We start from the raw sequence: 11,340 nt of genomic DNA, 5'->3' as shown, positions 1-11,340 counted from the left end.
CCCGGGAAAGCTCGCTGTCAAAACCTCAATCGGGGGTCACAACCGTGGGGAACCCCTTGCGCCGTCGCCGGTTGTCCACAATCTCGTTGGGGAAGGACAACCGCCGACACATGAACACGCGCCCACATCAGAGCGGCCCGTCCGCGTTTGCGGCCGCGCCCTGGCCGCAGGGTGCCACCATCCCCTTGTCGGAACTGCTGGGATCTCTGAGCTTCGCGCTGGATCTGACCGAAGGCCAGCCGCCAGGCCATTGCGTCCGCGCATGCTGGATCGCCCTTGCCATCGCCAAGCGGATCGGTCTTTCCCGCGCCGCCACCCAGGACCTGTACTACACGGTGTTGCTCAAGGATCTCGGGTGCAGCAACAACGCCTCGCTGTTGTCCCGCCTCTATGTCACCGATGATCTCACCTTCAAGCACGGCTACAAGACGGTGAACGGCATGCCGCAGGCGCTCGCCTTCGTCCTTCGCAACGCCGGCGTGAGCTTGCCGCTCGCCAAGCGCTCCGAGCACCTTTTCCGCGTGCTCCGGCACGGCACGACATTCGCCCGCGAATTGATCGAGACCCGTTGCCATCGCGGGGCCGAGATTGCGCGCGGGATGCGCTTTTCCGAGGCGGTTGCCGACGCCATCCAGGCCCTGGACGAGCATTGGGACGGCACCGGCCTGCCGCTTGGGCTGAGCGGAACCGCCATTCCGCTCCATGCCCGCATCGCCCTTCTCGCACAGGTGGCGGACGTATTTCTCATCAGTGCCGGCCCCAAGGCCGCGCGCGCGGAAATCCGGCGACGCTCCGGGAGCTGGTTCGACCCGACCCTTGCCCGTGCGCTGGAGGAGGCCGCCGCTCAGCCGGGCTTCTGGGACCTGCTGAAGGCGCCTGACCTCCCCCACCGGCTGTTCGCCCTCGAACCCGCACAGCACGCCACGATGGTGGACGAAGACTTGATGGACGACATCGCCCACGGCTTCGCCGCGGTCATCGACGCCAAGAGCCCCTTCACGGCGGGCCACAGCGACCGCGTCGCCAGCCTCGCCGATGCGATCGCGGAAGAATTGGGCTGCAATGCCGAGCACCGGCGCTGGCTGCGCCGCATGGCGCTGCTGCACGACATCGGCAAGCTCGGGGTCAGCAACATCATCCTCGACAAGCCCGGCCTGCTCGATTCCGAGGAACGCTCGATCATGGAACGGCACGCTGTCTATACGGCGGAGATTCTCGGCCGCATCTCCGCCTTTGCGGCCCTGGCACCCGTGGCTGCCGCTCATCACGAGCGCCTGGATGGCAAGGGGTACCCTCTGGGGTTGAAGGGCGGCCAGATCGCTTTCGAAACCCGCATCCTGACGGTCGCCGACATTTTCGATGCCCTCACGGCCGACCGCCCCTATCGCAAGGCGCTTCCCGTGGCGCAGGCGCTGGACATCCTGGACCAGGGTGCGGGAACGGTGGTCGACGCACAATGCGTTGCGGCGCTGAAGGCGTGCATTGCGGAACCGCCCCGCACCCCCACTCTCACAGAGCGCCGAGGCTGAGAGCCGCTGCACTGCAGCGCGGCGCTTTCCCTGCAACCTTATGAAAAACTGGCGTCTCTGCCCCGATTAACCTTCCTACACCCTGTTAGCGGCACGTCGCTTCTGGTAAGCCGAACCCTCCCGTTGGGGTATCTGGGAGGATGAATCATGACGCGCTTTCGAGTGATGCTTGCGGCTGTGCTGTTGGCAGGTTCCGTGGGCGGCGCGGGTGCGCAGACGATGAGTTACGCGGACGCTGCCGGCATGCTTGCAAACAGCTGCGGCAAGGACATTCAGAAATACTGTCCGACCGTCAATCTCGGCAACGGCGCGCTGGTCGATTGCTTGGACAAGGTGATCACCAAGGTGAGCCCCCAGTGCAAGACCGACTATGCAGCCGCTGAAGCCTCGATCGCCAAGCGCGATGCGGCACAGGACTCGATCGTCAAGGTCTGCAACGCGGATGCCGCGCGCTTGTGCCCGGGCATGATCCCGCAAGACGGCAACCTTCTGTCATGCCTCCTCGAGGCGACCAAGGTGGTCTCTGCGGCCTGCAACCAGGCCATCACTGACGCCGGTTATCGGTGATCGTCCCGCACTTCCGCTCTTGCTCAACACAAAGGACGATTCCCATGACTTCGTCTCTGATCCGCTTCGCATTCGCGGCAGCACTCACGTTCGCGTCGGCCCCGGCATTCGCCCAGACCGCGCTGAACGACAGCCAGATTCTCCAGGGCCTGCAGGGCCTCACCGGAACCGCCCCGGTGATCACCGCGCAGCAATTGCGTGACCAGGTGCAGGCCCACATCGTGCAATATCCCGGTGAAGCCCTGACCCGCCCGTCGCTCGCCCTGCATCTCGACAAGCTGCCGCAAATCAATGTGCAGATTCAGTTTCGGCTGAACTCGGCGATCATCGATCCCTCATCCTATCGCACCCTTGGCTCCATCGCCGACGCGATGCACAACCCGATCCTGCACGGCTACAAGTTCATCGTCACCGGCAACACCGACGTGACGGGGCCGCGCGAGGTCAACCTGAAGCTGAGCCAAGCGCGGGCTGACGCGGTGGTCAATGCCCTGACCACCGTGTTCAACGTCAATGCCTCCCGCCTGGACGCGGTCGGTCTCGGCGAAGAAGTGCTGCTCGATCCGAAGAATCCCACCTCGCCCATCAACCGGCGGGTGCAGATCTTCACCGTGGGCCGCATGAAGCCCTGATCTGCCGCACACGGACGACACCTCCGCTGCGCTCCGGCGCAGCGGAACCACTCCCAGCGTCTTGCGCTTACGGGCGTTGTCCCGCTGGAAACCGCGCTAAGCGTCCCCCGTGCCGCTTTGCCCCGCTCCCGCCGCAGGCGCAGCAATCTTCGGCGCGATGCCCGAGAGCAGCTTTGCGAGCTGACGCTGCCAGACTCCTGCGGTCCGGGCGAGATATTCCGGCGTCACTCCAGGCGCGACCAGTACATCCATCTGCAGATACAACGTTCCCTCGCGCACATAGGATTGGGCGAAGCGGTTGTTGCTGTTCCATTGACGCGAGACCACATCGAGCGGAAGCGTCGGCGCGCGGAATGTCGCGACATAGCTGAAATCGACAAAGCCATCGCCTGCCAAGCTGCCTGGGACCATGTGAAAGACCATGCCTGATGCGGTACAGCGCAAGGCACCGCGCGCGCCCCACTTCACCTCCTCGCACGCCGTGCCGATGCTTTTCAGGGCTGTCGCAACCGCAAGCAGGCTGGCCCTCTCGATCATAGGCATGGAGTGTTCCTTGAGGCTGGCGCGAAACGAGGAGATCGCGGAAACCCGCGGCTACCTGCTGGCCTGGCACATCGGCGCCGACCGTCCGAAGGGAGGACGCTAGCCCAGGCGATGGTCCGGCTCAAGCAGTCGAATGGGTTCACCCGTCCCTCGCCCATCGTTGCGCTTGAAACGCGCGCCCGTTCGGCCGTTTATGCGGTTCGCAGCCCCCGCAAGAGGGGCCAGCCCCAGCCTAAGGAGTCATTCATGCTGCCCGAGTTGCGCGTGCTGTATTTCGAGGATCTCACCGTCGGCATGTCGGAGGAGCTGCATAAGACCATCGCCTCCACCGACGTGGTGGTGTTCGCGGAGGTGACGGGAGACCGCAACCCCATCCATCTCTCCGAGCATTTCGCCGCCAAGACGCCCTTCGGCACACGCATCGCCCACGGGCTCTATACCGCAAGCCTGATCTCGGCCGTATTGGGCACCCGCCTGCCCGGCCCGGGCGCGGTCTATATTTCCCAGACCCTGAATTTCCGCGCGCCGGTGAAGATCGGCGACCTCGTGGTGGTCCGAGTGGAAGTGGCGGAGCTGATCCCCGAGCGGCGGCGCGCGCGGCTCGCCTGCACCTGCAAGGTGGGTGAGGACGTGGTGCTGGATGGCGAAGCCTGGGTGAAGGTTCCCGCCAAGGCCGAAAGCGCGCCGAGCCCGCTGCGACCCGCCGCCGGCTGATCGCTCACGGGCCGGACCCTAGCGACTGGCGCCCGGCACCCAAAGCACGTCGCCCGCGCCGCGCCCGTTCACATAGCGGCTCGCCACGAACAGCAGATCGGAGAGGCGGTTCATATATTGGATCGCCGCCGGCCCCACCTTCTCTCCCGCCGTCTGGGCGAGCGCCACCATCTGCCGCTCGCCGCGGCGGGCGATAGTGCGGGCAAGATGGAGATATGCCGCCGCCGGCGTGCCGCCGGGCAGCACGAAGGAGCGCAGCGGCGCGAGATCGGCGTTCAGCCGGTCGATATCCGCCTCCAGCTTCTCCACCTGGGCGGGCACGATCCGCAGCGCCTCATAGGCCGGCGGCGGCGCGCCCGGCCGCTCCGGCGTGCACAGGTCGGCGCCGAGGTCGAACAGGTCGTTCTGGATCCGGGCGAACATGGCGTCGAGATCGGGCGCATCGGCAAGGTGCAGGCGCACCAGGCCGAGCGCGGCATTGGCCTCATCCACGGTGCCGTAGGCTTCCACGCGGGCATCATATTTGGATACCCGTTCGCCGGTGCCGAGGCCGGTGGTCCCGTCGTCGCCCGTGCGGGTATAGATCTTGTTCAGCTTGACCATGCTCGCCCTCACCGCCCCATGGCAAAGATGGTGATCATGATGAGCACGATGGCCAGGAACTGGAACAGAACCCGCAATTGCATCAGCTTCTGCGAGCGTTGCGGCGACCCCCCGGCGGCCAGGTTCACCAGCCCCAGCACGAGCACGCCGGCGACGCTGGCCAGCGCCAGGGGAATAAGGAGATAGATCGACCAATGCAGCATGGCAGCACTCTATGGCAGTTTCCGGCGCGTTAAAACCTCATCCCGCGCACCGGGACACCGGCTTGCCGCCGGCTAGTTCAGCACCGCGATCGCGCCATTAAGGCTCGCCGCATAGCACCCCCACATCATATAGGGCACCAGCAGCCAGCCCGCGAGCGCATCCACCTTGAAGCAGGCGCGCAAGGTCGCCGCCAGGGCCACGAGAAGCACCAGAATGATGAGGAATCCCGGCCAGATGGCATTGAGGCCGAAGAACACCGGCGACCAGATCGCATTGAGCGCGAGCTGCAGCAGAAACAGAAGGATCGCCCGGTGCCGCGCGGGAGACGGCGCAACCCGGTCCCACAGCCGCCATAGGCACACCGCCATCATCAGGTAGAGCAAGGTCCAGGCGATGGGAAATGCGGCATTGGGCAGCGTCCAGCCGGGCTTGGCGAGGGTCGCGTACCAGGTCGGGATCTGCGGATAAGTGCTGGTGGCGCCGATAAAGCTCACCACCGCCACCAGGGCAAGGCAGGCGAGAAAGCGCAGCACGGACCGGCCAAGGGCCGTCCCGCCGGCCGGGGAAGCGGGCATCGGCATCTCCTTCGTCGGGCCATCGCCGAACACCCGGGAGACTCGCTGTGGCGATGCGCCCCGTCAAGCTCCCGGCGCGCGGAGCCCTGAGCCTCGATCCCCAAACGAGCGCTAAGCTTTTCAAACCTTGCCGGAAATGCGGAGCCGCCATGCATCAAATGACCGGAATGGGGCACATTCCTGCTTGAATATTGCTGAGCCGCAGCGCAAAGGGGCGTCAATTCAGACCTTTCGCGGCGCCTCCGGCGCCCCAAACGAGTTCGCCATGCCCCGTGTTTCCGCCCTGCCGGCTGCGCCCAGCCACCGCCGCCTGACCGCCGCCGACTATCGCACGCTGGTGCTCTCCGCCTTGGGCGGAGCGCTGGAATTCTATGATTTCATCATCTTCGTCTTCTTCGTGACGGTGCTCGGCCATCTGTTCTTCCCGCCCGGCATTCCCGACTGGCTGGTGCAGCTCCAGGCATTCGGCATCTTCGCCGCCGGCTATCTCGCCCGCCCCTTGGGCGGCATCGTGCTCGCCCATTTCGGCGACACGCTCGGCCGCAAGCGCATGTTCACCCTCTCCATCTTCCTGATGGCCCTCTCGACCCTCGGCATCGCCTGCCTGCCCAGCTACGCCTCCATCGGCATCGCCGCGCCGATCCTGCTGCTGACCATGCGGGTGCTGCAGGGCGCGGCCATCGGCGGGGAAGTGCCGGGGGCCTGGGTATTCGTGTCCGAGCATGTGCCTGCCCGCCGGGTCGGGCTCGCCTGCGGCATCCTCACGTGCGGCCTCACCTCGGGCATCCTGCTGGGTTCGCTGGTGGCCACCGCCATCAACCGCAGCTTCAGCCCGGCCGACATCCACGACTGGGCCTGGCGCATTCCCTTCCTGCTGGGCGGCATCTTCGGCTTTTGCGCGGTCTATCTGCGTTCCTGGCTGGAAGAGACCCCCATCTTCAAGGAGATGAAGGCGCGCAAGGCGCTCGCCGCCGAGCTGCCGGTGAAGCTGGTCATGCGCCGCTACGGCGCGCAGGTGCTGTTGTCGATGGCGCTGACCTGGATGCTCTCCGCCGCCATCGTGGTGGTCATCCTGATGACGCCGACGCTGCTGCAGACCCGTTATGGCATCAGCGCCGCCACGGCGCTGACCGCCAACAGCCTGGCGACGCTGACCCTTTCAGCAGGCTGCGTGCTGACTGGACTGCTGTGCGACCGGCTCGGCGCCGGGCGCGTCCTCACGTTCGGCTGCGCCGGGCTTGGCGCCTCTGTGTATGCGCTCTATGCCTTGGTGGGCATCCAGCCGCAGATGCTGCTGCCGCTCTATGGGGTGGCGGGGTTCTTCGTCGGCGTGATCTCGGCGACCCCGTTCGTCATGGTGCGCATCTTCCCGCCGGAAGTGGCATTCTCCGGCGTCTCCTTCTCCTACAATGTGGCCTACGCCATTTTCGGCGGCCTCACTCCGCTTCTGGTGACGTTGGCGCTGCAGATCGACCCCATGGCACACGCGCATTACATCCTGGCCATCAGCGTCATGGGGGCGCTGATCGGCATCAATCTGTGGGCCCGCGAAACGGCGGCCCCCAAGGTTCCGGCGCGCCTTCCCACAGCGTGACACAACGGGCCGCTCAGCAGGGCAGCGCAGGCACCAGACATGAAAAAAGGGCGGCCCGGATATCTCCGGGCCGCCCTTCTTGTTTCAACGCCAGCGCCATTTTCAGAGGGCGCGGCGCCCGTTCACATCACTTGGCGCAGCAGGATATAGAGCCCGCCGGAGAGGATGATCGCCACCGGCAGCGTCAGCACCCAGGCCATGGCGAGGTTGCGCACGGTGGAGAGCTGAAGGCCGGACTTGTTGGCCGCCATGGTCCCCGCCACGCCCGAGGACAGGACATGGGTGGTGGACACCGGCAGGCCGTACATGTCGGCGGCGAGAATGGTGCCCATGGCGACCAATTCGGCCGAGCCACCCTGGGCGTAGGTCAGATGGGTCTTGCCGATCTTCTCGCCCACGGTCACGACGATGCGCTTCCAGCCCACCATTGTGCCGAGGCCAAGGGCGATAGCCACCGCCACCTTCACCCACAGCGGGATGAATTTCGTGGCGTTGTCGAGGGCGCGCTTGAAGGCGGCGAGGTTGTCCGCCGTCTCGGCGTCGAAGGTCGGCGCCTTTTCACGCATCATCAGGCGGATGGTCTCGGACGCCAAATACATGTCGTTGCGCATGTTGGGCACCGCAGCGGCCGGCACCTGCGCGAGCGTCTCATGGTTGCCCACGAGTGTGGAGATCTCGCCCGCGACGGCCGCGAGGGCGGGAACCGTATCGGGCATCAGCTTGCGATCGCGCACATATTCCGTCAGCGCCTCGCGGGGATCAGCCGGCACCGGCGCATTGTTCGCGGCCTTCAGCAGCGAGGCTTCCGTGACCGTGGCGAGGGCACGGAACTGTGCCACGTCGGTAGAATCGATGGCCCGGTTCAAGGCGTAGGCGGTGGGAACGATGCCGATCAGGATCAGCATGATCAGGCCCATGCCCTTCTGCCCGTCGTTCGAGCCGTGGGCGAAGGACACGCCGGTGCAGGTGAGCACCAGCAGGCCGCGGATCCACCACGGCGGGGGATGATGGGGCTTGGGCTCGGCATAGAGCGCCGGATTCTTGACCAGCACCTTCATGGTGAGCAGCAGCAGGCCGGCGGCGAAGAAGCCGACAATGGGCGAGAACAGCAGGGCATAACCGACATTCGCCGCCTGGCTCCAATCCACGCCGGCGACGCCGCTCTTGCCCTGGATGAGCTGGTTGGCGATGCCGACGCCGATGATCGAGCCGATCAGCGTGTGGGACGAGGAGGCCGGCAGGCCGAGATACCAGGTTCCAAGGTTCCAGATGATGGCGGCGATCAGCAGCGCGAACACCATCGCCATGCCGGCACCGCTGCCCACGTGCAGGATCAGCTCCACCGGCAGCAGCGAGACGATGCCGAATGCCACCGCGCCGCTCGACACCAGCACACCGACGAAATTCCAGCCGCCGGACCAGACCACGGCGAAATGAGCCGGGAGAGAATTGGTATAGATCACGGTCGCCACCGCATTGGCGGTGTCGTGGAAGCCGTTCACGAATTCAAAGCCGAGGGCGATCAGCAGCGCCAGCAGCAACAGCATGAAGGGCGCGAAAGTAAGCACGCCGGGAGACGCCGCCTGGACGTCGGTCCAGATGGACCACACCGTATAGGACAGGCCGCCGACCAGCAGGGCGAAGAAGATGAAGACTTCCGGCGCCCCGTTCTTCCGGTCGAGCCTTACTGGCTTTTCGCTATGGGCGTGGGTATGTGCCGCATGGGCGTGCGCGGGCTTGGCCGCTGTGTGCGCCGTCATCGAACCCCCTCGTCAACCGACCTGAACCGCCGGTTACCTCGCATCGGGCCGTGACACAGGAATGACGCGGCGCAGCATGCGCCGGGACGGAAGCGGGCTCGGTCGGGAGAGGGAAAAGACCGTTCAGCCGAGGCCGAGGCGCCGGCAGATCAGGTCGAGCTGGTCGAGGTCGCCGTAGCGGATGCGCAACTCGCCCGCTTCGCCCTTCACCTGTAGGCTCACGGCCAGCCCCAGGGCGTCGGTGAGCCGCTTTTCCAGGGCACGGGTGTCGGCATCCTTTTCCGGCGGGGTCGGCTTGGCGGCGAGCGCAGCCTTCACCTTGCTCATCGCCTCCACGTCGCGGACGCTGAGGCCCTTCTCCACCACCTCGCGGGCGATGGTTGCGGGATCGTCATAGCCGAGCAGGGCGCGGGCGTGGCCGGCGGAAAGGCGCCCGTCGGTGAGATAGCTCTTCACGCTTTCGGGAAGCTTCAGCAGCCGCAGGGTGTTGGTGATGTGCGAGCGGCTCTTGCCGATGACCTTGGAAAGATCGAGCTGGGTATAATCGAACTGCGCCATCAGCGCCTCATAGCCCTGCCCTTCTTCGATCGGGTTCAGGTCGGCGCGCTGCACATTCTCGATGATGGCGACTTCCAAAGCCTCGCGGTCGGTGAGTTCCACCACCACCACCGGCACCTCGTGCAGGCCGGCGCGCTGGGCCGCGCGCCAGCGCCGCTCGCCGGCGACGATCTCGAAGCTGCCGGGATGGTCCGCCACCGGCCGCACCACGATGGGCTGGATGATGCCCTTCTCGCGGATGGAATTCGCCAGATCGTCCAGCCCCTCCTCCAGGAAGGTGCGGCGCGGATTGCGCGGATTGGCCCGAACGAACTCGATCGGCACCTTGCGCGTGCCGAGGTTCTTCTGGCTCGGGGCGGGACGCTGGTCGTCCTGCCCCATGTCGCCGATCAAAGCCGCGAGCCCCCGGCCGAGCCGCGAGCGGCCTTCTTCCGCCATGTTCTTCTTCCCCATACTCTCGGACCGCATCACCCGGAATGACTATGCCGCCTCAGGCCGCGACGGCGCGGGCGGCCCGCTCGCGCTGGATGACTTCCGAGGCCAGCCGCAGATAGGCCTGGGACCCGGCGCATTTCAGATCGTACAGCAGCACCGGCTTGCCATAGGACGGCGCTTCCGAGACCCGCACATTGCGCGGGATCACGGTCTCATAGACCTTATCGCCCATGAACTGGCGCACATCGGCCACCACTTGGTCGGACAGATTGTTGCGCGCGTCATACATGGTCAGCACGATGCCGTGGATGACGAGATCCGGGTTCAGCGCGGTGCGCGCCTGTTCCACGGTCTTCAGCAATTGGGAGAGACCCTCCAAGGCGAAGAACTCGCATTGCAGCGGCACCAGGATCGCATGGGCCGCCGCCATGGCGTTCACCGTGATGAGCGAGAGCGAGGGCGGGCAATCGATCAGCACATAAGTGAATTTCGGCGCCGCCGGATCATTCACCATGTCCCTCAAGGCATTGCGCAGGCGGAAGGCGCGGTCGCGCTCGCTGGCAATCTCCAGTTCCAGCCCGGACAGATCGAGGGTGGAGGGCGCGACATAAAGCGAGGGAACGCCGGAATCGACGATCGCCTGCGCCATCGTCGCCTCCCCGCTCAGCACATCATAGGTGGACAGCTTGCGCCGCCCGCGATCGATGCCGAGGCCGGTGGAGGCATTGCCCTGCGGATCGAGATCGACCACCAGCACGCACTCGCCGATGGCGGCAAGGGCGGTGCCGAGATTGATGGCCGTGGTGGTCTTGCCCACCCCGCCCTTCTGGTTCGCCAGCGCCAGGATGCGCGGCGTGACGCCGCCGACGATGGGGGCGGTGACGGATGGGTCAGTCATGTGCGCTTCCGCGTATGTGTCCGCCGGGGACGGCCGGGGACGGGACCGCTTTAAGGGCGCGCGCGACAACCAGGATCTTCCCATGGGGGTCGCTGAGGCTGTCGCGCAGTTCGAGGTCGAGTGTCCAGTCTTTGCGCGCTTCGGTCAATTCGCGCTGCCAGTCCTTGCCCTTGGGAAATATCCCGATGGCGCCTGCCGCGAAAAACGGCGCGGTCAGCTCCAGCAGCTTCGGCAGCGGGGCCAATGCGCGCGCGGATACAATTTGTTTTCCCGGCGCAAGGGCCACCGCAACCTGCTCGATGCGCTGGGGATGCACGGTAACGGGCAGATCGGCGACCCGCGCCGCCTCCCGCAGGAAGGCCGCCTTGCGGCTGTCGCTCTCCACCAGATCGACGTACCCGCCTTCCCGCTCGGCCAGGACGGCCGCAACGACGAGGCCGGGGAATCCGCCGCCGGACCCAAGATCAACCCAGGCGCGAACATTTTCGCCGACATGGTTAACGAGTTGGAGCGAATCGGCGATATGGCGGGTCCACAGGTCCGGGATCGTTGCCGGGGAAACCAGATTTATCGTTTTCTGCCATTTGGTTAGCAAAGATGCGATGGTTTCCAGCCGCGAAAATGTTTCACGTGAAACATTCCGCTGGACCTCCAGTTTACCGGGAACGCTCACATTGTTCTCATTGTTCGGCGCCGTCATTGCCCGTTATCGCATAGAACTTTGCAAA

General features: G+C 65.6%; 13 protein-coding genes. 5 read left to right on the top strand and 8 right to left on the bottom strand.

Annotated elements, in window-relative coordinates:
* Nucleotides 1-110 precede the first annotated feature (110 nt).
* The 3 genes from V5F77_RS07670 to V5F77_RS07660 all read left to right on the top strand — a co-directional run bounded on the left by V5F77_RS07670 (nucleotide 111) and on the right by V5F77_RS07660 (nucleotide 2,728).
* Entirely contained in the window at nucleotides 111-1,529 is a 1,419-nt protein-coding gene (locus V5F77_RS07670; protein ID WP_429004751.1) for an HD-GYP domain-containing protein, read from the top strand.
* Between the two features lie 147 nt (nucleotides 1,530-1,676).
* Entirely contained in the window at nucleotides 1,677-2,096 is a 420-nt protein-coding gene (locus tag V5F77_RS07665) for a cysteine rich repeat-containing protein (protein ID WP_429004750.1), read from the top strand.
* Nucleotides 2,097-2,140: 44 nt separating this feature from the next.
* Nucleotides 2,141-2,728: an OmpA family protein gene (locus V5F77_RS07660; protein ID WP_429004749.1), complete on the top strand. Its 588-nt coding sequence runs from the start codon at nucleotides 2,141-2,143 to the stop codon at nucleotides 2,726-2,728.
* A 96-nt stretch (nucleotides 2,729-2,824) separates the two neighbouring features.
* Here V5F77_RS07660 and V5F77_RS07655 read toward each other — a convergent pair whose 3' ends face one another.
* Complete coding sequence (locus V5F77_RS07655) at nucleotides 2,825-3,271, bottom strand: YbjN domain-containing protein (protein ID WP_429004748.1); 447 nt, start codon at nucleotides 3,269-3,271, stop codon at nucleotides 2,825-2,827.
* Nucleotides 3,272-3,517: 246 nt separating this feature from the next.
* Here V5F77_RS07655 and croR point away from each other — a divergent pair, with 246 nt between their 5' ends.
* Nucleotides 3,518-3,985 carry a 3-hydroxybutyryl-CoA dehydratase gene (gene croR / locus V5F77_RS07650; protein ID WP_429004747.1) on the top strand — a complete coding sequence of 156 codons (468 nt, stop codon included), beginning with the start codon at nucleotides 3,518-3,520 and terminating at the stop codon, nucleotides 3,983-3,985.
* A gap of 18 nt (nucleotides 3,986-4,003) precedes the next feature.
* Here croR and V5F77_RS07645 read toward each other — a convergent pair whose 3' ends face one another.
* From V5F77_RS07645 to V5F77_RS07635, 3 genes are all read right to left on the bottom strand, one after another.
* Nucleotides 4,004-4,588: a cob(I)yrinic acid a,c-diamide adenosyltransferase gene (locus V5F77_RS07645; protein WP_429004746.1), complete on the bottom strand. Its 585-nt coding sequence runs from the start codon at nucleotides 4,586-4,588 to the stop codon at nucleotides 4,004-4,006.
* Between the two features lie 8 nt (nucleotides 4,589-4,596).
* Nucleotides 4,597-4,791: a twin transmembrane helix small protein gene (locus V5F77_RS07640; protein WP_429004745.1), complete on the bottom strand. Its 195-nt coding sequence runs from the start codon at nucleotides 4,789-4,791 to the stop codon at nucleotides 4,597-4,599.
* A 72-nt stretch (nucleotides 4,792-4,863) separates the two neighbouring features.
* On the bottom strand, nucleotides 4,864-5,367 hold the full coding sequence (locus V5F77_RS07635; RefSeq protein WP_429004744.1) for a TspO/MBR family protein: 504 nt from the start codon (nucleotides 5,365-5,367) through the stop codon (nucleotides 4,864-4,866).
* A 265-nt stretch (nucleotides 5,368-5,632) separates the two neighbouring features.
* On the opposite strand from V5F77_RS07635, the gene V5F77_RS07630 reads away from it, so the two are divergent.
* Nucleotides 5,633-6,961: an MFS transporter gene (locus tag V5F77_RS07630; protein WP_429004743.1), complete on the top strand. Its 1,329-nt coding sequence runs from the start codon at nucleotides 5,633-5,635 to the stop codon at nucleotides 6,959-6,961.
* Between the two features lie 122 nt (nucleotides 6,962-7,083).
* Here the strand turns inward: V5F77_RS07630 and V5F77_RS07625 are convergent, their stop codons facing one another.
* From V5F77_RS07625 to rsmG, 4 genes are all read right to left on the bottom strand, one after another.
* Nucleotides 7,084-8,721 (bottom strand): inorganic phosphate transporter, encoded by a 1,638-nt coding sequence (locus V5F77_RS07625; RefSeq protein ID WP_429004742.1) that lies wholly within the window; start codon nucleotides 8,719-8,721, stop codon nucleotides 7,084-7,086.
* A gap of 123 nt (nucleotides 8,722-8,844) precedes the next feature.
* Nucleotides 8,845-9,717, bottom strand: coding sequence for a ParB/RepB/Spo0J family partition protein (locus V5F77_RS07620; RefSeq protein ID WP_429004741.1), 873 nt, complete (start codon nucleotides 9,715-9,717; stop codon nucleotides 8,845-8,847).
* A gap of 52 nt (nucleotides 9,718-9,769) precedes the next feature.
* Entirely contained in the window at nucleotides 9,770-10,612 is an 843-nt protein-coding gene (locus V5F77_RS07615) for a ParA family protein (RefSeq protein ID WP_429004740.1), read from the bottom strand.
* Nucleotides 10,605-11,312, bottom strand: coding sequence for a 16S rRNA (guanine(527)-N(7))-methyltransferase RsmG (rsmG, locus tag V5F77_RS07610; protein ID WP_429004739.1), 708 nt, complete (start codon nucleotides 11,310-11,312; stop codon nucleotides 10,605-10,607). The genes V5F77_RS07615 and rsmG overlap by 8 nt, the downstream gene beginning before the upstream one ends.
* Nucleotides 11,313-11,340 lie beyond the last annotated feature (28 nt).

The organism is Roseixanthobacter psychrophilus, assembly GCF_043195195.1.
GTDB lineage: Bacteria > Pseudomonadota > Alphaproteobacteria > Rhizobiales > Xanthobacteraceae > NCEH01.
This window is presented reverse-complemented; position numbering and strand designations above follow the sequence as displayed.

Coding starts and splice junctions, on each gene's coding strand:
- V5F77_RS07635 (WP_429004744.1), bottom strand. CDS start 5,367: ATGCCCGCTTCCCCGGCCGGCGGGACGGCCCTTGGCCGGTCCGTGCTG.
- V5F77_RS07660 (WP_429004749.1), top strand. CDS start 2,141: ATGACTTCGTCTCTGATCCGCTTCGCATTCGCGGCAGCACTCACGTTC.
- V5F77_RS07645 (WP_429004746.1), bottom strand. CDS start 4,588: ATGGTCAAGCTGAACAAGATCTATACCCGCACGGGCGACGACGGGACC.
- V5F77_RS07620 (WP_429004741.1), bottom strand. CDS start 9,717: ATGGCGGAAGAAGGCCGCTCGCGGCTCGGCCGGGGGCTCGCGGCTTTG.
- V5F77_RS07615 (WP_429004740.1), bottom strand. CDS start 10,612: ATGACTGACCCATCCGTCACCGCCCCCATCGTCGGCGGCGTCACGCCG.
- V5F77_RS07665 (WP_429004750.1), top strand. CDS start 1,677: ATGACGCGCTTTCGAGTGATGCTTGCGGCTGTGCTGTTGGCAGGTTCC.
- V5F77_RS07655 (WP_429004748.1), bottom strand. CDS start 3,271: ATGCCTATGATCGAGAGGGCCAGCCTGCTTGCGGTTGCGACAGCCCTG.
- V5F77_RS07640 (WP_429004745.1), bottom strand. CDS start 4,791: ATGCTGCATTGGTCGATCTATCTCCTTATTCCCCTGGCGCTGGCCAGC.
- croR (WP_429004747.1), top strand. CDS start 3,518: ATGCTGCCCGAGTTGCGCGTGCTGTATTTCGAGGATCTCACCGTCGGC.
- rsmG (WP_429004739.1), bottom strand. CDS start 11,312: ATGACGGCGCCGAACAATGAGAACAATGTGAGCGTTCCCGGTAAACTG.
- V5F77_RS07625 (WP_429004742.1), bottom strand. CDS start 8,721: ATGACGGCGCACACAGCGGCCAAGCCCGCGCACGCCCATGCGGCACAT.
- V5F77_RS07630 (WP_429004743.1), top strand. CDS start 5,633: ATGCCCCGTGTTTCCGCCCTGCCGGCTGCGCCCAGCCACCGCCGCCTG.
- V5F77_RS07670 (WP_429004751.1), top strand. CDS start 111: ATGAACACGCGCCCACATCAGAGCGGCCCGTCCGCGTTTGCGGCCGCG.